We start from the raw sequence: 24,116 nt of genomic DNA, 5'->3' as shown, positions 1-24,116 counted from the left end.
GATGCAGACGTTGATTGATAGAATTAATTTTTCTGGTGGAAAGATGCTCCCAGTTATTCGCCAAACAGAAGCTGCAGAATGTGGACTGGCATGTATGGCAATGATTGCCAGTTACCATGGTTTTCAAACTGACCTGTTTCAAATGCGCCAAAAACACCGTGTTTCATTAAAAGGTTCTACGCTGCGTGGCATGACACAGCTAGCTGACAAGGTTGGTTTAGCGCATCGAGCGATCAAATGTGACATGGATGGCCTTAGCCAACTTAAGACTCCATGTGTTTTACATTGGAACCTCGATCACTTTGTGGTGTTAAAGAAAGTATCTGGTAACAAGTTTTATCTGCATGATCCCGCCATAGGAGAGCGTAGCTGTAACTATGATGAGCTATCAGCAAGCTTCACTGGCGTCGCCCTTGAACTTGAGCCTGGCGATAGCTTTGCTAAGCAAGAAGCAGCACCGCAGGCATCTTTAGCCTCTTTTTGGTCTAACCTTGATGGTTGGAAGCAATCGTTATTGACGGTGTTTTTGTTTTCAATGTTATTGCAAGCCTTTGTGTTGGTGACTCCGATTTACATGCAGCTTACTGTTGATGATGTGCTGATCGCTAACGACTATAGCTTACTCAACATTTTGGCGGTGGGCTTTGGTGCAGTATTGCTGCTACAAGCTTTATCTACTGCGCTAAGATCGCTCATTATCATGTTACTTGGTAATCAACTGTCATTGCAGATGAACGCTAATCTTGTCAGTCATTTATTTAAGTTACCGATGGATTATTTTGAAAAACGTCATATCGGTGATGTGGTATCACGCTTTCGCTCACTAGAGTCATTAAAAAACCTCCTTACAACCACCTTGATTGAGAGCTTGGTTGATGGCCTGATTGTCATTGGTTTGTTGGTAATGATGTATGTGTACAGTGTCGAGTTGATGTTAGTGGTGCTGTGCGCATCAGCACTGTATTTGATCGTCCGCTGTGTCTCTTATCAAAAGCTTAAAAGTGTTAATCGCGAAAATATTGTCTGCTTAGCTAAAAAAGACAGTAACTTCATGGAGTCAGTACGCGGAATTCAAAGTATTAAGCTATTTACTAAGGAAAGTGATCGCCTAAATTTGTTTAACAACTTCAATGTTGATAGCGCCAATAGCGCCATTAAAGTTGAGCGTCTAAGGGTGCTATTTAGTTGGACCAGTATGCTGATCTTTGGTTTAGAGAACATTCTCGTTATCTACTTCGGTGCAGGCATGGTTATGGAAAGCCTACTTACTGTGGGGATGCTGTTAGCGTTTGTATCTTATAAGACTCAGTTTGAGCAAAAAATCAGTAACCTTATTGATAAGTATATTGAGTTTAAAATGTGCTCTTTGCATTTAGAACGTTTAGGAGATATTACACTCACAGAGCAAGAGCGTGACCTTGGTGAGCGTGATGATGACTTTGATGTCGAAGGTTCGTTGCAGTTAAAAGGGGTGAATTTTAGCTATTCTGATGAAGAGCGAGATGTGCTGTCAGATATTAACTTAACGGTTAATGCCGGTGAGTCCGTTGCCATTGTCGGTCCTTCTGGTTGCGGTAAAAGCACCATGATGAAAGTGATGCTTGGGCTATTGAAGCCTAGCCAGGGACAGGTGCAAATTGATGGTCGCGACATTCGTAAAACGGGATTAATTAACTATCGCACTCAAGTGGCAAGTGTGCTGCAAAATGACCAATTACTATCTGGTACTATTTTAGAAAATATCTGCTTCTTTTGTCAGGAGCCTGATAAAGAATGGGCTGAAGAATGTGCAAAGGCGGCTGGAATTCATCGTGATATTTTGGGATTGCCAATGGGGTATCGTTCTTTGATCGGCGACATGGGGTCCACGCTATCTGGAGGCCAGGCCCAGCGTTTATTGCTTGCCCGAGCGTTATACAAGAAACCCAAAATCTTGTTTCTGGATGAAGCCACATCAAGCCTAGATTTAAAAGCGGAACAACATGTTAATCAGGCGATTAGCGATCTTAATATCACGCGTATTATGATTGCCCATAGGCCGCAAACGATTATGTCTGCGGATAGAATTATTCGCTTTGCTAAAGGTGCCTGTTTGGAGATCAGTAAGGAAGACTACAGTAAAGCTAAAAAGGGCTCAGCATTGATGGCCGCGCCAGTACCGGTCGCCGCTAGCTAGTCTCTTTGGTGTAGTGAAAGCGGGTATGTCGAAAAGCATGTTATCGACATACCTCTTCGTCTAAGTTGTTACTTTGGCTGTTGATTATCGCTTTACGTTTCATATTATCTTGAAAACGTTTTAGCTTTGTTTCGAGCTCTTCTCTGTACAAGCTTGTTGTATTGCACCGTTGCAGGACAAAGTTACATGTGCGCACCACTGAGCGCCATCTCGGTCGCTGTGGCAAGGTGTGAATGCCAAAATAGCGTTCCATCGCCCGAGCACGCAATCGACCATCATCGATTCCTACACTCCAAATTTTGCTTTGTTGTGCCAACTCGAGCTTGCCACTTTGGGTGGACTCTTCCCACATTTGCAGGGATAAGTGCATTAACTCAACAAGATCTTGACGTAAATTCTCTGAAGGGGCTTCGGTATTATTTGATGGCGTTTCAGCTTTTGAAGACGGCGTGGTTTTTTCCGTCGTGTTATTACCTGCCAGGGTGTTTATTTGAGTGCGACTAGCTGCTTGATTTCGATTTTTTAAATAGTAAAACAGCATAATAAACAGCAACATTAATCCACTACTGAATGCCATCCAAATACTTAAATTCGAGGAGCTACTTTCGGGTTCAAAAGTAAAAGTGCCGCGGATATGTTTTGAATTGATGGCATCTTTTAAAGAGAGCTGCGAGTTTAATGTATCAGCATATACTCGCCAATAGTGGCTTGACGCTTGAAAATCTTCAACTTGCTCACTGAGCTGTGCCATAGCCGTATAAAGCTCTTTTTGAAACTTATATTCTTTATAGCGATCAATTTGTTCATAGGCTTTTTCAAAGGCTTGTATGGCTTTGATTGGTTGTTGTTGTGCTTGCCAAATAAGCCCTTGCACAAACCAATATTTAGGTTTTTCTTCTGATGTTTGTAATAGGTTTTGTGTCTGCTTGGCTTGCGCCAGCCATTGTTGTGATTGAGATATTAAGTTGTTTTTAACTGATATTTCCGCAAGTAATATATAAATGTCGGTTAAGAATCTAAAGGAGTTGAGTTTATATAGACTGGTGGCAGTTTGTTCTAATAACTCGATCGCTTTATCCGCATCACCGTTCAGGTTAAATGTTTCGGCTAAACTCGACAGTGTTTGTGCAGCACGAAGTTGTTTATTTTGATTACTATATATTGTATATGCATTACGATAGGATACGATGGCTTCATCATACTCTCCTTTATCTTTATAAAGTGATCCTAAATTGTGTAATACACTTGCTTGGCCGGTTTTATTGTCCTCTTTGACATGAAGATCAAAACTTTTTAAGAGTAGCTTAGAAGCTGTATCTAAATCACCATAGGCATGGTAAATATTTGCTAGGTCATTGTAGCCGAGAGCAATTCTTCTATTGTCACCTATTGAAAACGAGAGTGTTAGTGCAGGCTCAAAAGCATTAAATGACTCCTCGTACTGTCTTTGTTGAAAATAAATAATCCCTAATTGGCGAAGAATTTCTATTTTTTCTAAATCTGTTAGTTGCTGTTTATTAGCCAGTAAATCTTTCAGTATTTTTTGAGCAGAGCTCAGGTCGCCGGTTCTTTTGTAAAGCTTTGAAAGGGACAGTGATAGCGAAATATATTCTTCATTATTGCTGTCTAAAGACTGTAATTTTTGCGTACATTGAAAAATAACCTGACTCGGGTTAAGGGTTTTATTTTCCGACGTCATGCATGTGGATGCAGATGCACTATTGAGTATTAGCAGTAATAAAAGTGCGCTGACCATGCGACTTAGATGGTTTATTACCATGCTACTTTCCTTGTCCTGATTGTGTTACTTGAGTAGTTGCCTGACTACACGGCATTAGGCCCCTTTTTATGATGTATTTTGGGGCGTTATAGTTTTTATTTTCTTCTATATCAATATTTTTCTTTTATTAACGTCCTAGGACTTATTTCAGATATAAGCCTAATTTAACCCTCATAGAACCCTTACATTAGCGTCTGAAATATATCAAATTGGATGCTCAAGCGGTATGGGCGTTAACGATTTATTAACAGGTAAGGTGAGAGTTTAATTCGGCAGAGTCAGAATTAATACTCTAATAAGTAAAAATATATGACAAAACGGAGTGAAATATTATGGACAAGCAGAAGCTAATGGCAAATAAACTAAATGAAGATAACCGTCGAATTGAAATTATTGAAGAGGCACTATTAGATGCGGTATCAGGTGGTGCGAGTGATTTGGATTCAGTGGCAATGTGCGTAGGTCATCAATTTTGCGAAGCTGATCCTGAGTCAAATATTTAACTATAAATTAGTTTTTTTGCTCAGAGATAGTATCTGCAGTTTCTTTCATAATTCGTTGCTGATGTTGGCGAAGTAAATCGATACTGCTTTGGTTGTTGGCTATCAAATCATCAAAATAGCTATTCATTTCAGCCAAGGCTGCAATATGGGAAGGGTCTTGTTTATCAAGCTTTTCCCAATAACGCTTACGTTCTAGTTTCTGGGCTTCGCTAGCTCGCAGTATTTCAAAGTAACTGTTTTCTTGATTTAATCGGTATATTTCACTGCTGATAAGTTGTAACAGCTTTTCTTGTGAGATGGTTTTTTTATTGAGCAACGCTTGGAGTGGATCTTGATATTCTTTGCGCTTATCTGAGTCGGTTTCAGTGGTGATACCAAGTGAGTATTGTATTTCGTGCTGGCGATATTCCTCTGGACAACTGTCTTGGCTGAATACGATTTTACTGTCTTTGATGCATTTATAGATACTACTGGCGGAAGCCGTAGATGCTAATAAAGCTAAGCAAAGTGTAAACAAGACTTTTACCATGTCGCTGACGTCCTTGGTGCGTCCACAAGTGTTAATCAATGAAACTCATTAATAGAAATCGGCAAGATTCGCCGAACTCCCTTTCTATTATCAGATTGTGCATATACTACTATGGCTGATGTTTGCTATTAACACCAGAAAAAATCGATAAGAACACTTTGTTTTGCTTAGTGATTAGCAGCATTGGCGAGGTGTAAGTCACTCCATGAGAGTGACTTACACTGACTGTACTAACGGTTAAATGTCATGTTGTCGATAAGACGAGTGCTACCCATATAGGCGGCAACCAGAACGACGAGTTGTTTATCTTGGTCTTGAACTTGACTAAGATCGTTGGCATTTCTGACCTCTAGGTAATCAGGTTTAAAACCGTTTGCCTTTAATGTTGATTGGGCGTTTTCTATCGCCGTCTCTATGGCCAGTCCCTGTTTTACGGACATGATCAATGTATCTAGGCTTTGCTTGATAGTTGCAGCCTGCTGTTTTTGATCTTCTGACAAATAACCGTTACGAGAACTCATGGCTAAGCCGGAGCCTTCTCGTTTAGTTGCTACGCCAATAATGTTGATGGGTAAAGAGAGATCTTCAACCATCGTCTTGATGACCATGAGTTGTTGAAAATCCTTTTCGCCAAACACCGCAACATCAGGCTGAACAATATTGAACAGTTTACAAACTATCGTGGCAACTCCGCGAAAATGACCGGGCCGGCTTTCGCCACATAACTGCTCAGAGATACCTGGAACGTCCACATAGGTTTGTGCATCCAACCCTTTGGGGTAAATGATATCTGGTGTTGGTGTAAACAATAATTCAGCACCTGCATTCACTAAGGCTTGTTGGTCATCAGCTAAGGTTCTCGGGTAAGCGTCTAAATCTTCATTGGCACCAAACTGCATCGGGTTGACAAAGATGGATGCCACAACATGGTCTGCATGCCGTTTTGCTTCCTCCACTAAGCTAATATGGCCTTGGTGCAAGTTACCCATGGTGGGGACAAAAGCGACGGTTTTACCTTGTTGATGCCATTGCTTAACTTGGGTTCTGATTTGCTTAATATCGCTGGTGGTTAACATAGAAAAGTCTTAAATTTACTTGGCCTAAGTTTGTGCCTAGGCCAATGACATGTGAGTCAATTTGATTTAGTTAAAAGTGTGCTCGTCAGCGGGGAAAATACCCTGTTGAACCTCTTCAATATAGGCTTTTATCGCTGCACGGATCTCGCCGGTTTGGCTCAAGTAGTTTTTAGAGAATCGTGGGATATAACCACTAGAGATACCGAGTACATCATGCATCACTAAAATTTGCCCGTCAGTATCTGCGCCGGCACCAATACCAATAACTGGAATGGTTAGGGTTTCGGTAATGGTTTTAGCAAGGTCTGCAGGAATACATTCAACCACTAATAGCTGCGCTCCTGCGGCTTCTAATGCTTTGGCTTCATCAATGATACGCTGGGCATTGTCGGCATCACGACCTTGAACTTTAAAGCCACCAAAGACATGGACAGACTGCGGTGTTAGCCCTAAATGAGCGCAGACTGGGATACCTCTTTCAGTCAGTTTAGTAACCGTCTCGAGCAGCCAGTGTCCACCTTCAACCTTGACCATGTTAGCACCAGCCTGCATTAACTGCGTGGCGTTGCTCATGGCTTGTTCGGGGGTGGCATAACTCATAAATGGCATATCGGCGATAAGTAAGGCGCGTTTGATACCGCGACGCACACAGCGGGTATGATAGGCGATATCATCTACCGATACAGGCAATGTGTCATCATGACCTTGAAGCACCATCCCCATAGAATCACCGACCAGCAGGACGTCGATGCCTTCACTATCAAAGGCGCCAGCAAAGCTGGCATCATAGGCAGTCAGTGAAGTGAACTTTTTGCCTTCTTGCTTGAATTTGAGCAAGGTAGAGCTGGTGATCTTTGACATAATAGTAATCTTAAATTTGCGTTGAAAATAAATCTAAATACAAAGCTGCAAGCAGTTATAAGCTAACTTAAGGCTGAGTGCAATGTTCCCAGCTATGTTGTTGTAGTTCAGCACGCAGTTCTGCGTTGATTAATGATGATAAGCGAGTCTGACAGGGTAAAATGAGATCAGGAGCAATATCGGCAAGGGGGATTAGCACAAAACTACGTTGTTTCATGCCATAGTGAGGCACGATTAAGCGGCCTGTGCAAATTGTCTCTTGGCCGTAAAGCAGCAAGTCTAAGTCAAGTGTGCGCGCTCCCCAGCGTATTAGACGTTCTCTTCCTTGTTGGTTTTCAATAGCCTGTAGCGCATCTAATAAGGGAAGTGGTGCTAAATCAGTGTCAAAACTAACGACAGCGTTAAGATAATCGGGCTGTTCAACATCGCCCATTGGAGCTGACTGATAATAGGCTGAAACCGTCAAGCTATCTTGGTGTGCAAGCTCGCTAAGTGCGAGCACTGCAGTATCAAGTTGCTGCTGGGGCTGGGCCAGATTAGCCCCTAACGCGACATATACTTTGGTCAACATTATTCAGCGGTTTTAGGTTTCGGCTTTGGCTTGCGGCGACGTCGGTTGTTTCGGTTGCGACCACCTTTATTCGCAGCGCGAGCAATCACACTGCGCTGTTCGTCACTGCCTTCAACAAAGCTACGCCACCATGCGGCAGATTTTGCTATGTTGCCACCTTCAGCTTCTGCACGTATCAGCAACAAATCATAAGCGGCACGGAACTTTGGATGCTCAATGAATTTAAACGCGCGAGTGCCTTGATTACGATCAAATCTTAACTGTAATTGCCAAATATCTTTCGCTGGCGTGCTAAATCGTCTTGGAATACTGATAGAGCGACATTGTTGTTCCATCACATCGCCCATTGCGGTGTTATACGCATCGAAGCTGCTTAGGCCACTTTCTAAAGCGATATCATCGGCTCGTTGTTGCAGGGGATACCATAACATTGCCGCATAAAAGAATGCTGGGGTGACGGTTTTGCCTGCTTCGACCCGCGCATCAGTGTTACGCATAATAGCCTGCAACATCTTATGAGTTGGGCTTTTATTGTCCTCACTGAGTAACTGTTCTACTTGCGGGAAGAGCGGGGCAAACAGCCCATAGTCTCGCATCATTGCGAAATTATTTTTGGCTTGGCCATTGAAGAATAATTTAAGCACTTCTTCATACATTCTTGCAGCAGGAATATCTTTTAGCAATGGCGCTAATTCGTATATCGGATCGCTCGTTTGAGCGTCGATGCTCATATCGAGTTTTGTCGCGAAGCGAACCGCACGCAACATACGCACTGGATCTTCTCGATAACGTTTGTGAGGGTCGCCTATGAGCCGAATGGTACGAGATTCTAAATCTTGTAATCCGCCACCATAGCTGTGTATCGAGAAGTCACTGATATCGTAATACAGTGCATTAACGGTGAAATCTCTGCGCTCAGCATCTTCATCTATGGTGCCATAGACGTTATCGCGTAATAGCCGACCTTCAGCATTGGTTTTAGAGATTTTTTCTCCGCTGTCCACATGATGACCACGCAGTGTGGCAACTTCGATGATATCGCGACCAAAAACAATATGCGCTAGTCTAAATCTGCGACCCACAAGGCGGCAGTTGCGGAAGAGTTTCTTAATCTCTTCTGGGGTGGCATTGGTCACAACATCGAAATCTTTGGGTTCTAAACCAAGCAATATATCTCTAACACCACCACCAACTAAATAGGCTTTGTAGCCTGATTTATGTAAGCGGTAGAGAACTTTGATTGCATTTTCGCTGATCTGCTTGCGTGAAATATTGTGGTTTTTACGTGCGACAATTTGCAGGGGTAATCCTGAATCTGTGCTTTGCTGATCATGGGAGTTGTCGTCAAAAAGCTGTTTACAGAATTGACTTATACGGCGAAAAATAGTGCACCTCGGTGTTGGATCATAACGGTTGGTTCAAACTGGTCGGCTATGATAACTCAAATATCAAATAATGAGTATACCTTGCGTCAGTTGATTCGATGCAATTTTATACAAAATTAGCTTGCTACAGTCGCAAGCTGCATATCGGCATTGGGCGAATGGAGGGAGCGAGGTTACAGGATGATTTCTTGTTGGCGTGGCACAAGGTTTAATTGAAATTGTTCAGTAGCCTGTTTTAGCATGATGGTCACATCATCAACATCCACTGGCGGCTGGCCAAGCACTTGTAGTGCAGCACTAATACTTGCTTGTGGCGCTTGATTATCGATAGCCGGTGCATGATTTTGCTTAGATAGTTTTCTGCCTGGTTCTGCACATAACAGTGGTAGGTGTAACCACTGAGGTACGTGGCGGTCAAACAGTTTAAACAAATCAATTTGGCGCACTGTTGATGTCAGTAGATCGCAGCCTCTAACTACCTCGGTGATACCTTGGTCGGCATCATCCATCACCACAGCTAATTGGTAGGCGTATAACCCATCGCGACGTTTGATAATAAAGTCTTCACAGGCAAAATCACTGGCGACAGACATCGCACCCATATGAACGTCATTAAAGTGAGCCGTTTGAGTATGGTTACGCACGCGAATTGCACCACTATCTAATGCGGGAACAAGCTTGCCACAACGGCCGTCATAGAGGCCACCCATGGCTTGTATTTGCTTGCGAGTACATTGGCAGTAATAGGCCTGGTTTTGTTGCAGTAACTGATTGAGTTGTTCTTGGTAATCGTTGAGGCGCTGGCTTTGATAGAGCACAGTGTCATCCCAATGCAGGCCATAACTTTCTAGTGTGCGCAAAATACCATCGGCAGCACCTGGAACTTCTCTCGGGGGATCAATATCTTCGATACGGACTAACCATTTACCCTGATGAGATCTTGCTCGTAAGTAACTTCCCAATGCAGCGATGAGCGAACCAAAGTGCAGAGGACCAGAGGGGGAGGGCGCAAATCGTCCAATATAAGAAGGAGCTTGCAAGACGATACCTAAAGCATGTTAGACAACAAAAAGCGGGGAATCCCGCTTTTTGATGAGGCTATTTAGCCGGCCATTTGCTTTTCTTTAATTTCTGCAAGTGTTTTACAATCAATGCACAAATCAGCAGTTGGACGCGCTTCTAGACGGCGAATACCAATTTCAATACCGCAAGAGTCACAGAAACCAAAATCATCGTCTTCAATTTTTTGAAGCGTTTTTTCGATTTTCTTAATGAGTTTACGTTCTCTATCACGAGCGCGAAGTTCAAGGCTGAACTCTTCTTCTTGCGCCGCGCGATCGACAGGATCGGGAAAGTTAGCCGCTTCGTCTTGCATATGATTCAAGGTACGATCAACTTCTTCTCGTAACTGACCGCGCCATGCTTCTAGAATTTTTCTAAAGTGGCCCAGTTGATCCGTATTCATGTACTCCTCACCGGCTTTTTCCTGGTAAGGGTCTACACCTGCGATAGCGAGCACGCCAAGTTTTTTAGTGCCTTCAGGCATAACGCATCTCCTGTTAATCATTTGCGTTTGTAGGGCGTCTTTTATTAAAGGCCGATATCTATATCAGAAACTGATATACCACGCAAACTTTTTATTTTGCATTGTTCGTATCCTTTGACTATGTTCCCTATTCCAATCAAATACAACTTTTTCTGCCATTTTAGAGGTTGACAGGACAGGATTTAATCAAGCTAGTACCTTTTACTGACATTTGTGCACAATAAGCTAACACTTCAACACCAGACTCTGCTGCTTGCTTCAATAGCGCGCTGTATTCTGGGTCGATATGCTCTGCTGCTTGGACATTATCGATACCACTGTGTTGTACAACAAACAATAAAACGCCCCGATGCCCTTGGGCGACGACGTCCATTAATTCACGTAAATGCTTTTGCCCGCGGGTTGTCACAGCATCAGGGAAGTAGCCGCGATTATCTTCTAACAGCGTACAGCTTTTTACTTCGATATAGACTTTATCTGCCAACGTAGATTGGTTGCTATTAGGTTGTGAAAGTAAGATATCAATACGACTATTTTCACTGCCATATTTGACCTCGCGGCGCAGCTGTTGATATCCCTGTAGCTCTTTAATGGTGCCATTATTAATTGCTTCTTCTGCCAAGGCATTGGCTCGGCCTGTGTTGATACCAATTAAATGGTCATCAGGTGTTTCGGTGAACTCCCAGGTGCGAGAGTATTTGCGTTTGGGGTTATCGGAAACGGAAAAGTAGATGGTTTCACCGGGAAATAAGCAATTTCGCATTGAGCCGGTATTGGGACAGTGAATGGTGGCAGTTGAGCCATCGTTTAGGACTACATCAGCAAGAAAGCGTTTATAGCGTTTAATCAGCTTAGCGGGTTCAAATTGTGGGCTAAAATCCATATTTATTTTGCAATGGTGCTGGTCAATTTTGGGTAGCGTTAGCCTAACAGAAAACGCTGATGCTGATGAGGCTTTCGAATGCCATAAAAAATAGAGTACACTTTGATGATGCGTTTATCGCCTCCCAAAAAGGAATAATAATGACAAGCTCAATGAAGATTACCCTGACTAAACAGCCTGCTGACTCGCAGTGGGGCAAAGCAGACGTTAGTTACAACACTGACGGTGCTGCGATACATTTAAGTGGTGCAGATGAACTGCGTCAAATTCAACAGGCGGCCCGAAAAGTACGTTCTCAAGGTATTGAATCGGTTGAGCTGGCCGGCGAGCATTGGAACATTCATTCTCAGTGGGCATTTGCCCAAGGCTTTGCTACCGCGAGACAAATCCCCACTATTATTTGGGCAGGCACAGATGCCGAGAAAAAGCGCTTAGCAGATCAGCTTGCCAGTGCTAGCTTTGCAAGACACCTCACTAACGAAACGCCAGAAAACCTATCACCTATGAGCTTAGCGACTCAGGCAGCAAATTGGCTGAGTGACATCGGTGGCGATAACGTGAGCTATCGTATTATCGAAGGTGAAGAGCTACTCACACACCAATGGATTGGTATTCATGCGGTGGGACGTGGCAGTGAGCGTCCGCCCGCATTGCTCGAACTTGATTACAACCCCATTGGTGACGACGCGCCGGTTTCCGTATCCTTGGTAGGTAAAGGCATCACGTTTGATTCTGGTGGTTATAGCATTAAGCCCTCTGAGGGCATGTTAGGCATGAAATGTGACATGGGCGGCGCAGCAACGGTAACGGCTGCATTAGGGCTAGCGATTAAGTCGGGCTTGAATAAGCGTGTGAAACTGTTTCTATGCTGCGCAGAGAACCTAATAAGCGGCCATGCTTATAAGCTTGGTGACATTTTAACCTACAAAAATGGCGTGAGTGTTGAAGTGGTGAATACTGATGCGGAAGGACGCTTAGTTCTCGCCGATGGCTTGCAGGCCGCATCGGAAACTGGATCGCCGTTGATCATTGATGCGGCGACATTAACAGGCGCAGCTGTGATGGCAGTGGGGACTAACTATAATGCGATATTCTCACCAAGTAGCGAACTACTGGCACATACGCAAACTAAAGCAGCTGAAGTTGGTGAACGGGTTTGGCCTTTGCCGTTAGATCCTTGGCATCAAGATATGTGCCCATCAGCATACGCTGATACAGCCAACAGCCGTCCAATGAAAGGTGGCGGAGCCGGCGGCGCATCCAATGCCGCTGGATTTTTATCACGCTTTGTACGGCCAGATGCCCAATGGCTGCATATGGATCTAGCCTCTGCTTTTGCCGATAGTTCAAACGAGCTATGGGCTGCGGGAGCGACAACCCATGGTGTATTGACGATTGCTAACTTGATTGAGTCAAACTAGCTTGCGGTGAGCTACCAAGCATAATAAAACGGGCTAGATGCCCGTTTTTTTATCCTCATAATTATTGATTTATTCAGTGTGATTTTAACTTGGACTTGCGAGTAAGTGTTTTCAGTGGCAAGTTATTTTGATGGTAATCAACACAATAGGTCATAGGGTTTTATATGCTGGTGGAGTTTGAGCAATTCTCGATTGATTGTGAATTACGCCAATTAGTGATCAATGGCCAAGTTGTTAATGCTGATGACAGGTTGTTTGTGTTGATGGCACTGCTGATAGAGCATGCTCCCCAGTGGGCTAGTAAGCAGCAATGTATCGATAAATGTTGGCCAGATACGGTGGTTACCGATTTATCCCTGTCTAAGTTAGTATCGCAAGTGCGAAAAGTGTTTAAGCAAGCCGGCTGTGATGCCATGGTGATTCAAACAGTACATGGTCGTGGCTTTCGTTTAGCAGATGAGCTTGCCTTGCAGCTTAATGGGGCTAACCAGCAGACGTTGAATCAAGTTAATAGGTTCAAACGTTGGACATTACCCTACCAGAGATTTCTAAAACGAAACATCATATTAGTTGCTGGTTTAGTGGCTGCATTGGGCTTACTTGTTAATCAGTTTTTTATTCAACCTGATTTGATTCATAACGAGTCAAGCGGCAGTATAGGTCGAATATTATGGGTTGATGATAACCCCAATAATAATGAGTCAGAACGTCAGTTCTTCAGTGAAAAAGGGCTTACCGTGTATTCCGTGGTTTCGTCAGATGAAGCCTTACAACTGATGAAAATGTATCAATATGATGTCGTCATTTCCGATATGGGACGCCATGGCGATCCGTTAGCGGGCATGAAGCTATTACAGCAATTGCGTCAGCAAAATAATGTCACACCTTTTTATCTGTACACGATCGCGGCCTCGCCCGGATTGACCGAGCTTTTATCGACAAATGGTGGTCAAGGCGCAGCAGTGACTTCAGCTGAACTTTATCAGTTTGTCATGGCGCATTTTTATGGGCAGATATAGGGCCTTATTGGTTTTTAATGTTATTTTTATCAATATCTTATGTTTTTATTTGTGAGTTCAATATAAGTTGATTTCAAGGTTTTTCCCAGTTTTTCAAGATCTTTCAAGTCGTAGGTCGTGACGCCTTATATTCATTGTGTTACCTATGGGGTTAATACATCAGGTATGGACCAGAACATTTGTATTCTTCAATTGCTGCCCTAACAAAGGGTGGCATTTTTTTTATGTTATCTTAGTCACAGTCTTGCCACGCCAAACATAGCAACTTCTTCAGTTCAACTTGGGTTCAGCATTCGCCACGTATAGTGCAGCTATTGGGTTACTCGGTGACCGATTCACCTTTGGTAACCACCCTTTAATATAGTTGAATAGAGAGCGCGATGAAGATCCATCCAACCGAATTATTATATGAGCAGACGCCCAGTGTTATGAGGCTTTTAGAATCTGTCGGCTTTATGTGGTTTATCACTATAGTCACCATTGCCATTTTCTCATGGGTGTTGTTGAAGTTATGGCACTTACATTCGTTACCAAAATATTTGGCTAAAGAGAAAGGCATGCGTCAGGCGAAGCTGGTGTTCTGGCTATGTATGTTGGGGCTAGCTTGGAAACCATTGTGGGTATTGGCGGTGATAGCCATTGTCACGGATTGGGATCGCGTTCAAGAATGGATTAGGGGGACACGTTAATGAAAGAGATCATGTTGCCCTACATCTTAATAGTATGGCTTTTATTCAAATTCAAAGTTGTTAAATCCCGACCACGTAACTATTTTATTAGCGTGTTAATCGGCGTGCTTATTGCCGCCTCGTTATTTCTAGCGCATCGATTTTATTCGCCTGCGGATTTAACTAAATCAACGACAGTAAGGGCCCCACATGCCGTGCTTTCAGCCACTCTGGGGCAGCAGATTGGTGATATTTATGTTGATCACAATCAGCATGTTAAAAAGGGCGAGTTACTCTACACCTTAGTTGATGACAAGGTAACTAGCGCCATCGACGAAATCAGCGCAAAAATTCAAGAGGTACAGCGTAACATTGAAGCTGCTGAAGTTCGTCTTGCGCAGGCTAAACGCAACTTGGTTCGTAAACAGGATTTAGGCGAGCATGTCAGTGAACGTGACTTAGAAAACGCTGAAGATGAAGTTGAAATCGGTATCGCTGAACTAGCGGTACAACGTGCGCAGTTGGAGGTGCAGTATGCACAAATGCGTAAACAGCAGTTTGAGTTAGATAGACTGCAAGTACGTGCACCTTTTGATGGTATGGTGACTCACGTATACATTGCTGGTGGATCGCGTATTGGTGCGATGCATCTATGGGATACGGGTCGAAAGTTTGTTGAAATGCGCATCCCTGACCAATCCTTCGCGAGGATCCATACCGGACAATTTGCGGAATTTTACCTAGATGCTTATCCAGGGCAAATCTTTAGAGCCCGAGTTCACAGTAAAGTGGAGGCCACGGGGGAAGCACAAGGGGATCTTTTCCCTAGAGAGCAAATGGTATCTCGGCATATTAACCTAGGCGCCATGCCTGTTGGTAGAACGGTGGTTTTGGAAGTCGATGATGCGACGATGGCGATGTTACCGATTGGTGCGACAGGCTCTGCCTGGGTCAGTGCCGAGAAACCCCATAACATACTAGGATTTATCGACATTATTGGTGCGGCCACAGTGAGATTGCAAGCAGTGAAGTCTTACTTAAATCCACTATAATGGTATCTAGCATAATCTGCTCACGCTCAGATGGGGACTCGTCTGAGCGTGATACTCAATCCCGTCGTAAAAAACCATAAATTGACGCCTTAAGGCGTTAAATCCCAATTAGCCAGGCTAATGTACTCAACACCATTTGGGGTTGATTTCGATTCAAATAAATGCAGACAAGCAGGTTGCAACACTACAGGGTTAACAGCATATGCCACATGCTGCTTTGCTTTACGAAACAAGGTAATGTGGGGCAGATATCGCTGGTTGGCCACAGGTGATGCAATGGATGTGGCAAACTGGCCCAAACTTTGATGAATGTGCAGTAATGCCGGTGGGCACAGCCTTGCCCCCAAGGCGATAATTTGTGGTTTTTGCCAATGGATCAAACGATCAAATTCAATATCAAAGCGTGCAAACTGTTGCTGGCTTGTTTGTTCATCGAGGTACTGGGATAACTTGTTTAATTGCAAGGCATTAAGCTGGCCAATAAACAGCACCGTCAGATGTAAATTTTGTGCTTTAACGGGCTTATTGCTGGCCCAAATAGCTTGTTGTATCTTGAGGCAATCTTGCTGTTGTTGCTGGTTTAAGGCAAAACCTAAAAATATTCTCTTATCCATAAATGCGATGCCTCAGCGAAATTTTGGTGTGGCGTGGCAACCATGATATTGGTTTTATGGGATTTAGTCAGGCAGTTTTGCTGAGCGCTTCTATACTTAGATATACGCCATTGTTACCTCTAAAGGATTAGATTCACCATGCCCAATAACAGCTCGCAAACCTCTGACGCTTGGCGGCAAGCTTTTATTGAGTTAATGCAACAAGTCGATGGCGGTGTGATATTGCAACAACTTAGGGAGTTACTTGATTGCGATGGGCTGTTTTTGTTGCAGGTAAAGCCTGATGGTCATGTGACCTTGCATCATAGCCAACATCAATTAACACTTCCCTCAGTAAATGAAATCGCGCGAATGGCAGCATCGAGCCGATATTTCAGTGAAAAAATCTTGCAAGATAGCCTGCAGCACTTCCACATTAATAAAGAGTGGCCGCCTTTTGAGTCCCAAGAAGCGAGGCTACTGAGTCATAGTGGCGTTGTGCAGCTTAGTTTGTTGTCTCGTCAGCGTTTAGCCATGCATGATTATGTCTTAGGATTAGCTAGCCAGAGTGCATCATGGCAGTATTTGCCATCTTTTACACAATGGCTTCAGCAAGCTTTATTGCATTTAGGGCTCATTTTTGAAAATCAATATTGGTTAGATACCCATCAAGGCAATTGCCACTCAAGTACTGAGCTGTTATATCGACTTCCTATGGCCGCGGTATTGATTGATAAAAATAATCGTGTCAGGGTATTTAATCACGCTGCCCAGCATAGCTTTTTAATCGGTGAAAACCTCGCTATTGAGGAATTAGTGCGTGCGGCTGAGCGTGGCATTTTGTTAGATACCATTCAATTGGTGCGTGACCGTGTTTTAGGCCAAGCTTGGTGCGAATTACCGACTATTGCAGGCACCGATAAGTACAACTGGTTCAAACTCAATTTCAGCCGCATGTCTCGCGCTAATGAAATGTTATTGATGATTGCTGAGAGTTGTAACAACAATGAAATAGATGGTTATGGTGAGCGCTTACAAGCTAATTTTGATGCACTAACAGGGTTACCGAATCGGACCTATTTCGAATCTATCTTCACCACGGGTCAGCACTCTGGCGACAAGCTATTAAAGTTTGTTGGCTTTATCAATCTTGACCAGTTTCAAATCGTCAACAATATCAGTGGCCATAAGGCAGGGGATCAATTGTTGATTGAAGTTGCCCAACGGCTAAAAAAATTGATCAGAAAGGGCGATATGGTGGCGCGACTCGGCAGTGATGAGTATGGCATTTTGATGCATGACATTAATTTAATGACCGCTAAACAAGTTGCTGCGCGTATTTGCCAAGCATTAGCCGATCATGAATTTATCTGGCAAGGGAGAACCCATGCTGTGACCGTCAGTATGGGCTTAGCAGCCATTGAAGCTGAAGATGATATTACTCAAGCGCTGGGACGAGCGGATGCAGCGTGTCGTGTGGTGAAAGAGCGTGGCAGAAACGGTTGGCACCTTTATAGCGTAAGCGATCCATTGATGGATCGCATGCATACGGACATGAACGCTTCAGTGGATATTGTTGGTGCATTAGCGCTAGATCGTTTCGTGTTGTATTACCAACCAATAGAGTCTTTTAAGGCTTCTGATTGTGGGTTACATATTGAAATTTTGCTGCGTATGGTCAACGAAGCGGGCGAGCTGGTGCCTCCTGGGGTATTTTTACCCGCAGCAGAAAGGTTTAATTTAGCCGCAAAATTGGATCGTTGGGTGGTGGAGAATGTCTTGCGCTGGGGCAGTGCACATTTGGACTTATGGCTGCAGATGTCCATGATAGCAATTAATTTATCTGCCCTGTCCTTGGGTGATGAAGAGTTTATGGAATGGCTAGAGATGCGCTTACTCTCAGAACCTGAGTTAGTAGATAAGCTATGTTTTGAAATCACTGAAACCGCTGCAGTGAGCCAGTTAGATAATGCGACGCGGTTGATTGAAATCATCCATTCGATGGGCTGTCAGCTTGCACTTGATGATTTTGGTTCCGGGTTTTCCAGTTTTGCCTATTTGAAGTTTTTACATATTGATTATGTGAAAATTGACGGTCAATTTATTAGTCAGATCTGTAATACACCAGCTGACCAAGCGATTGTAAAAGCAATTTGTGAGCTGGCAAAAGATATGCATTTTAAAACCGTCGCTGAGTTTGTAGAGTCCAAGGAGGTTGGTCGGCTGCTATTGTCATATGGTGTTGATTTTGCGCAAGGCTATGGTATCGCTAAGCCGCAACCTATGGCAAAGCTCACTAGTGCAGATAATTTACAGTGGGCCGCGTCATTATAAGCATGTATAAATGCGTTAGATTATGATGACTATCCTGATTAACTTTTGTCATTGATGAACATTGTTTAACCTGCATCGACCTCGATATACGCTGGCTAACGTTTCGCTTTGACAGGTTTCCTAGTACACTGCTGATTAGATTTTTTTGCTGACACCTCTGTTTTGAAACACATTCCAATATATAACCTTTTTGAGCCCATTCGCCAGGCGATGCAACAGCATCAACAGTTGATCATTGAAGCACCAACGGGGGCGGGCAAGTCAACAGCCCTGCCGTCAGAAATGCTCGACTGGTCAGAGATTTCTGGAAAGGTATTGATGCTAGAACCACGTCGAGTGGCTGCTCGCAGCGTGGCGCAATATATTGCCAGCCAGCGGGGAAGTCGGCTGGGCAGCGAAGTGGGTTATCGCGTCCGTGGAGAAACGAAAGTTAGCCACGAAACCAAATTGGAAGTGGTCACTGAGGGGGTGTTGACCCGCATGATCCAGCAAGATCCGGAATTAATCGGTATTGATGTGATTATTTTTGACGAGATCCATGAGCGTCATTTACCGACGGATTTAGGCTTAGCACTGGCGTTAGAAGTGCAAGCTTCCCTTCGCGAAGATTTAACCATTATCGCGATGTCAGCAACCATGGCTGGATTACCATTAACAGCGCTGATGCCGCAAGCGAGCTATCTAGTCAGTGAGGGGCGCAGCTTCCCGGTTGAAATAAGTTATCAGCCGCCAAAACCCAATAGTGATTGGATACAACATATGGGGGCGGTGATTTGCGGGTTATGCCAATCAGGGCTAGAAGGATCGTTATTGGCCTTTTTGCCTGGTCAAAGAGAAATTTTGGCCTTACAGCGATATTTAACGGGTCGAATCGATGATGCGCAGTTTGTCATTGCGCCGCTATATGGCGCCTTACCTGCAAAGCAACAAGATATAGCGATCGCACCTAGTCAAGATGGTCGGCATAAAGTGGTGCTTGCAACCAATGTCGCAGAGTCGAGTTTAACCATCGCAGATATTACTTATGTGGTGGACAGCGGCTACATGCGTCACGCCAGTTTTAATCCTAAAACTGGTGTTACTCGCCTATCGCTTAAACGTATTAGTCAGTCTTCAGCGGCTCAGCGGAGCGGCCGTGCAGGCCGAATAGCTGCCGGAACATGTATACGTTTGTGGAGCAAAGAGCAGCATGATCGTTTGCTTACAGCACAAGAGCCGGAAATAAGTCATAGCGATCTCACTGCGATGTGTTTAGACGCCGCGCTTTGGGGAGTTGCTGAACTTTCAGCGCTGCCATTAATTTCAACGCCAACCTCGGCAAATGAGCAGGTGGCTTGGCAACTTTTACACCTGCTTGAACTAACTGATGCCAAAAATAAAATCACCGCGCATGGTCAACAGGCTTATCAGTTAGGGTGTGAGCCTCGCTTAGCCCATATGTTGCTTAAAGCGCAGATGTTGTCAGAGCAACAGAGTAGGCCGCTATTAGTCGGGCTTGCAGCAATGCTAGTTGGTACCATTGAATCGCGAAGTCGCAGTTCAAAAGGCGCTGATATTGTTAACTACTTAGCGGAGAGCTTACAGGGCGAGACCGGAAAGAGGGTGAAGCAATGGCTTCATCATTTTAACGTACGAGCTAGTCACAGTGAGTTGCTGGCAGCGGCCAATGAGAGCGATGTTGCTATGCTATTGGCGTTTGCGTATCCGGATCGTATCGCTAAGCGACGGGGTCAAGGTTTCCAGCTCTCAGGTGGGTCCGGGGTGAATCTTGCTGAGCATGATTCACTGGCCCATAGTGCTTGGCTGGTTGTTGCTGACCTGCAAGAAACTCAAGGGCAAGCAAGTGGTAAAGTGTATCTGGCCGCACGACTTGATAATCAGTTATTTGATAGTGAACTTAGCGGCTTAGTGACCCATGAGCGCCTTTGTGGTTGGGATGACACTAAGCAGGTATTTTATGCTCATGAGCGACTTGGCGTGGGTGAAATTGACTTAAGCTTGCGCCCTATTAAAGTCGATGTCGACATGATTGCTCCAGCATTGTGCCAGCAGATACAGCAACGTGGTTTAGCCTGGCTGCAATTGAATGATAAAACAAAGCAATTGCTGATTAGGGGCAAATTAATGCAATCTTGGCATGATGATTGGCCTGACTATGGTGAGGCAACGCTATTGGCGCAGGTATCGGATTGGTTACAGCCATATCTTGATGGTGTAAAGGGGCTGCCTCAGTTGTTGAAAATGGATTTCTTTACCTTGCTATTGAATCGATTGACATGGGAGCAACAGCAATTGCTCAATAACTGGTTACCTAGCCATTGGGTGATGGCCACCGACACGCGCTCGCCTATACGTTATGATGAGTCTGGCCGCGCGTTAATCAGTGTGCGGCTACAAGAGGCTCTGGGTATGGAGCAAAGCCCGCAATTAGCTAAAGGTAACTTGGTTGCCACCATGGAGTTATTGTCACCAGCTCAGCGACCTATCGCGTTAACTGCTGACTTATCTGCGTTTTGGCAAGGAGCATACACAGAGGTCAAAAAAGAGATGAAAGGACGTTATCCTAAACATTTATGGCCAGATGATCCTGCCAATACGCTACCGACTAAATTTACTAAAAAGAAAACGCTTAATCGTGCACAGTAATCGGCTGTTGTGATGATTTTATTGTAGTAACGGAACCAGAATGACAACGAAACAAACAGCCAAAAAACGCGCCCCTAAATCTAAGGCGAAAGCTAAAAAGTCGAATACTAAAGGCAAGTCATCCAGTTTACTGGCAAAGATTTGGTCTTTGACTTGGAAGCTGTCGCTAGTTGGACTCGCCGCATTGGTGTTTTACTGTATTTATTTAGATCAAATCATTGCACGCAAATTTGAGGGACAAAAGTGGCATTTACCGGCACAGGTATTTAGTCGTTCAATGGCACTTTATCCTGGTGCGGCAGTGAGCCATCAACAGTTGATTGCTGAGCTAAAGCTGCTGGGGTATCGTAAAGTTGCTAATCCGCGCCAGGTCGGAGAGTTTTCAGCATCAAAAACTAAAGTAGATTTGTGGCGACGACCGTTTTTACATCCTCAAGGTGAGCAAGCAACTCAACGGGTGATGATAAGCTTTGATTCCCAAGGCGTTAGCAAGGTCAGCCGCCATAGCGATCAGCGTCAATTAGCCGTGTTTCATCTTGAACCTGTGTTACTCGATCGTATTGTCACGGGTAATGACGAAGATAGGCTTTTTGTGCCGACGGATAAAATGCCCCAAGCCATTGTTGATGCATTGATATTGGTTGAAGATCGGAGCTTCTATCAACATCATGGGGTCAACCCCTTTGCTATTTTACGTGCGCTAATGGTCAACATCAGTGCAGGGCGCACTGTGCAAGGTGGCTCAACCTTAACTCAGCAATTGGCTAAGAACTTTTTCTTGTCCAGCGAGCGCTCAATCGTACGTAAAGTCCGCGAAGCATTGATGGCGATAATTATCGATTTTCGTTATGAAAAAGATGAGATCCTTGAAGCCTATTTAAACGAAGTGTATATGGGGCAAGATCGCGCTAGGGGTGTGCACGGTATGGGTCTTGCGTCGCAATTTTATTTTGGGCGGCCCATTGCAGAATTGACCATACCCCAACAAGCTTTTCTGATTGCGGTAATTAAAGGGCCATCCTATTACAATCCATGGCGCTCACCTGAACGTGCTCAAACGCGGCGTGATTTGGTACTGCGTCTACTGTTAGAGGACAACAAGCTGAGTGTCGCTGAGTATCAAGCGGCGGTTGAGTCCCCATTAGGCTTACGTAAAGCCGATAAACCGGTGCACCAAAAGTTGCCCGCATTTTTTGCTGTGGTAAAAAATGAGTTGAATCGTCGCTTTGGGGATCAGTTACTTCAGCAGTCAGGTATCAAGGTATATACAACACTAGATCCATTAGCCCAAGAAGCTGCTGAAAAGGCAGTGGTATCCACCATGAAGCAACTCGCTGAACGTGATAAGGCATTACAAGTGGGCATGGTTGTGACAGACAAGTACAACGCCGGCATTGCGGCAATGGTTGGCGATAAAGTACCAAGCTTTCAAGGCTTTAATCGGGCGGTGGAAATTCGTCGCCCAATCGGATCTTTGATGAAGCCATTTGTTTACGCAGCGGCACTGTCTCAAGGTGATAAATACACCTTGGCGACGCCATTGGCAGATAAACCAATTACCTTACAAAATGGTCAAGGGAAAACTTGGTCGCCGCAAAATGTGGATCGTCAGTTCCGCGGTGAAGTACCTTTGATGACAGCGTTTGTAAAATCGATGAATGTGCCGACAGTGAATCTAGGTATGCAGGTTGGTACCGGAAGTGTTGCCAGTATATTGGATAAAGCCGGTTGGCGAGAGACGATTCCGCAATATCCTTCTATGTTGCTTGGTGCAGTTAATGGTTCGCCTTTAATGGTGGCACAGGCTTATCAAACTGTGGCCGATAATGGTCGCTATCGACAGTTATCTTCGGTAACAGCGGTATTAGATAGCCATGACAACCCCTTAGCGGTGCAACGTCTCCCACAAAGCCAAGCAATAGAGCCAGCGCCTAATTTCTTAGTGCAACATGCAATGACTCAAGTGGTTGCCCAAGGGACGGCTAGGCGATTAGGTCAAGCTTTCCCCCATACGACATTAGCGGGTAAAACCGGGACCAGTAATGATTCTCGCGACTCCTGGTTTGCCGGTTTTGACGAGCGAAATGTGGCCGCTGTTTGGGTTGGGTTAGATGATAATGGTAAAACGGGTTTATATGGCAGTAGTGGTGCTATGGCGGTTTATCAAGCATTTTTGAAAAATCGTGCGCCGATCAGTTTAAGGCGTACACCGGTAGATGGCATTGTTAATGGCTATTTTGATAAAACTAGCGGAAAAGCAATGCAGCAAGATTGTGGTAATGTGATGCGGCTACCTGCGCTGACATCCAGCTATCGACCCGCTAAGAACTGCGGTGAGCCATTGTCTTGGTGGCAAAAGCTTACCGGAGGTTAACCCAGCGTAAGTGGCGATATGAAGCCACTTACACGGGGTTAGTGCTAGTCAGTTAATCCCTAGTGTTGACTAATTGGTTCATAGCTTCAATCAAACCGTCGATGTTATCACTGCTGAGGTAGGGAACAAGTCGGCTGACTTGTTCCTCGGGAAGCCGATATATCTGTAGTGAAAGCAGTCGATTAATGACGCTGATTTCAAAGCGGTATTTGATGATTTTGGCAGGGTTGCCAGCAACAATACTGTAGGCTGGCACGTCCTTAGTCACTACCGCATTGGCGGCAACGACCGCACCTTCGCCAACAGAGATACCTGGCATGATCATCGCCCGCATGCCAATCCAGCAGTTATCGTTAAGGTAGGTATCCCCTTTGCTCTGATAGGCATTGCCAATGGTTTCCATAAAAGGATACAGGCATAACCAGTCCGTGCGATGGGTATGGTTTGCTCCCATTAAAATTACCGCTTCAGCACCAATACAAACGTAATTACCGATATAGAGTTGATCGACAGGCCATGGTGGCGGCGTATGGCGTGTTTGCTCATCGCCATGGAGGTAACGGACTACTGATGTTTCGAAGCCTTGGTCCCAATAGTCACTGTAATAGCTATGGGTTCCTTGAATGTGGATATTGGGGTTGCTAACCGTTAAGTGGAGTTTTTCAGTGCGTGTCCAATGTTTTTGCATAATGTACCTTT

Annotated in this window: 20 protein-coding genes; 9 read left to right on the top strand and 11 right to left on the bottom strand. The window is 44.5% G+C overall.

From position 1 onward, the window contains the following. Nucleotide 1: 1 nt before the first annotated feature. Nucleotides 2-2,176, top strand: coding sequence for a peptidase domain-containing ABC transporter (locus ACHUFW_RS05375; protein WP_394201242.1), 2,175 nt, complete (start codon nt 2-4; stop codon nt 2,174-2,176). A gap of 40 nt (nt 2,177-2,216) precedes the next feature. Here the strand turns inward: ACHUFW_RS05375 and ACHUFW_RS05370 are convergent, their stop codons facing one another. Next, on the bottom strand, nt 2,217-3,875 hold the full coding sequence (locus ACHUFW_RS05370) for a tetratricopeptide repeat protein (RefSeq protein ID WP_394201241.1): 1,659 nt from the start codon (nt 3,873-3,875) through the stop codon (nt 2,217-2,219). Nucleotides 3,876-4,306: 431 nt separating this feature from the next. Here ACHUFW_RS05370 and ACHUFW_RS05365 point away from each other — a divergent pair, with 431 nt between their 5' ends. Further along, nucleotides 4,307-4,459 carry a hypothetical protein gene (locus ACHUFW_RS05365; protein ID WP_394201239.1) on the top strand — a complete coding sequence of 51 codons (153 nt, stop codon included), beginning with the start codon at nt 4,307-4,309 and terminating at the stop codon, nt 4,457-4,459. 7 nt (nt 4,460-4,466) lie between these two features. Here ACHUFW_RS05365 and ACHUFW_RS05360 read toward each other — a convergent pair whose 3' ends face one another. The 8 genes from ACHUFW_RS05360 to sfsA all read right to left on the bottom strand — a co-directional run bounded on the left by ACHUFW_RS05360 (nt 4,467) and on the right by sfsA (nt 11,310). Further along, nucleotides 4,467-4,988 (bottom strand): DUF4124 domain-containing protein, encoded by a 522-nt coding sequence (locus tag ACHUFW_RS05360; RefSeq protein WP_394201707.1) that lies wholly within the window; start codon nt 4,986-4,988, stop codon nt 4,467-4,469. A 230-nt stretch (nt 4,989-5,218) separates the two neighbouring features. After that, complete coding sequence (panC, locus tag ACHUFW_RS05355) at nt 5,219-6,064, bottom strand: pantoate--beta-alanine ligase (protein ID WP_394201237.1); 846 nt, start codon at nt 6,062-6,064, stop codon at nt 5,219-5,221. Nucleotides 6,065-6,130: 66 nt separating this feature from the next. After that, nucleotides 6,131-6,925, bottom strand: coding sequence for a 3-methyl-2-oxobutanoate hydroxymethyltransferase (gene panB / locus ACHUFW_RS05350; RefSeq protein ID WP_394201235.1), 795 nt, complete (start codon nt 6,923-6,925; stop codon nt 6,131-6,133). A gap of 67 nt (nt 6,926-6,992) precedes the next feature. Further along, on the bottom strand, nt 6,993-7,493 hold the full coding sequence (gene folK, locus ACHUFW_RS05345; protein WP_394201706.1) for a 2-amino-4-hydroxy-6-hydroxymethyldihydropteridine diphosphokinase: 501 nt from the start codon (nt 7,491-7,493) through the stop codon (nt 6,993-6,995). 2 nt (nt 7,494-7,495) lie between these two features. Beyond that, nucleotides 7,496-8,881, bottom strand: a complete 1,386-nt coding sequence (gene pcnB, locus ACHUFW_RS05340) for a polynucleotide adenylyltransferase PcnB (protein ID WP_394201704.1) — start codon at nt 8,879-8,881, stop codon at nt 7,496-7,498. Between the two features lie 173 nt (nt 8,882-9,054). After that, complete coding sequence (gene gluQRS / locus ACHUFW_RS05335; RefSeq protein ID WP_394201234.1) at nt 9,055-9,921, bottom strand: tRNA glutamyl-Q(34) synthetase GluQRS; 867 nt, start codon at nt 9,919-9,921, stop codon at nt 9,055-9,057. A gap of 62 nt (nt 9,922-9,983) precedes the next feature. Further along, nucleotides 9,984-10,427 carry an RNA polymerase-binding protein DksA gene (gene dksA, locus ACHUFW_RS05330; protein ID WP_394201232.1) on the bottom strand — a complete coding sequence of 148 codons (444 nt, stop codon included), beginning with the start codon at nt 10,425-10,427 and terminating at the stop codon, nt 9,984-9,986. Between the two features lie 160 nt (nt 10,428-10,587). Further along, nucleotides 10,588-11,310: a DNA/RNA nuclease SfsA gene (gene sfsA / locus ACHUFW_RS05325; RefSeq protein ID WP_394201230.1), complete on the bottom strand. Its 723-nt coding sequence runs from the start codon at nt 11,308-11,310 to the stop codon at nt 10,588-10,590. Nucleotides 11,311-11,450: 140 nt separating this feature from the next. Between sfsA and pepB the strand changes: the two genes are divergently transcribed. The 4 genes from pepB (at nt 11,451) to ACHUFW_RS05305 (ending at nt 15,470) form a co-directional block, all read left to right on the top strand. Beyond that, a complete protein-coding gene (gene pepB, locus ACHUFW_RS05320; RefSeq protein ID WP_394201229.1) occupies nt 11,451-12,731 on the top strand; it encodes an aminopeptidase PepB in 1,281 nt (426 codons plus the stop codon). A 164-nt stretch (nt 12,732-12,895) separates the two neighbouring features. Further along, the gene (locus ACHUFW_RS05315) at nt 12,896-13,750 is read left to right on the top strand and encodes a winged helix-turn-helix domain-containing protein (protein WP_394201227.1); all 855 of its coding nucleotides are present in this window, start codon (nt 12,896-12,898) and stop codon (nt 13,748-13,750) included. 380 nt (nt 13,751-14,130) lie between these two features. Then, nucleotides 14,131-14,439 (top strand): Mg2+ and Co2+ transporter, encoded by a 309-nt coding sequence (locus ACHUFW_RS05310; RefSeq protein ID WP_394201225.1) that lies wholly within the window; start codon nt 14,131-14,133, stop codon nt 14,437-14,439. After that, nucleotides 14,439-15,470, top strand: a complete 1,032-nt coding sequence (locus ACHUFW_RS05305; protein WP_394201223.1) for an HlyD family secretion protein — start codon at nt 14,439-14,441, stop codon at nt 15,468-15,470. The genes ACHUFW_RS05310 and ACHUFW_RS05305 overlap by 1 nt, the downstream gene beginning before the upstream one ends. 89 nt (nt 15,471-15,559) lie before the next feature. Here the strand turns inward: ACHUFW_RS05305 and thpR are convergent, their stop codons facing one another. Further along, nucleotides 15,560-16,084 carry an RNA 2',3'-cyclic phosphodiesterase gene (gene thpR, locus ACHUFW_RS05300; protein ID WP_394201221.1) on the bottom strand — a complete coding sequence of 175 codons (525 nt, stop codon included), beginning with the start codon at nt 16,082-16,084 and terminating at the stop codon, nt 15,560-15,562. Nucleotides 16,085-16,222: 138 nt separating this feature from the next. Between thpR and ACHUFW_RS05295 the strand changes: the two genes are divergently transcribed. From ACHUFW_RS05295 to mrcB, 3 genes are all read left to right on the top strand, one after another. Then, nucleotides 16,223-18,397 carry a putative bifunctional diguanylate cyclase/phosphodiesterase gene (locus tag ACHUFW_RS05295; RefSeq protein WP_394201220.1) on the top strand — a complete coding sequence of 725 codons (2,175 nt, stop codon included), beginning with the start codon at nt 16,223-16,225 and terminating at the stop codon, nt 18,395-18,397. Between the two features lie 162 nt (nt 18,398-18,559). Then, nucleotides 18,560-21,043 carry an ATP-dependent helicase HrpB gene (hrpB, locus tag ACHUFW_RS05290; protein ID WP_394201218.1) on the top strand — a complete coding sequence of 828 codons (2,484 nt, stop codon included), beginning with the start codon at nt 18,560-18,562 and terminating at the stop codon, nt 21,041-21,043. A 40-nt stretch (nt 21,044-21,083) separates the two neighbouring features. Further along, complete coding sequence (gene mrcB, locus ACHUFW_RS05285) at nt 21,084-23,417, top strand: penicillin-binding protein 1B (RefSeq protein WP_394201217.1); 2,334 nt, start codon at nt 21,084-21,086, stop codon at nt 23,415-23,417. A 52-nt stretch (nt 23,418-23,469) separates the two neighbouring features. On the opposite strand, the gene ACHUFW_RS05280 is transcribed toward mrcB, so the two are convergent. After that, the gene (locus ACHUFW_RS05280) at nt 23,470-24,108 is read right to left on the bottom strand and encodes a CatB-related O-acetyltransferase (protein WP_394201702.1); all 639 of its coding nucleotides are present in this window, start codon (nt 24,106-24,108) and stop codon (nt 23,470-23,472) included. Nucleotides 24,109-24,116 lie beyond the last annotated feature (8 nt).

Source organism: Shewanella waksmanii (genome assembly GCF_043643685.1).
GTDB classification, from domain to species: domain Bacteria; phylum Pseudomonadota; class Gammaproteobacteria; order Enterobacterales; family Shewanellaceae; genus Shewanella; species Shewanella waksmanii_A.
Note: the sequence above shows the minus strand (reverse complement) of the source record. Positions and strands in the feature narration are given on the sequence as shown.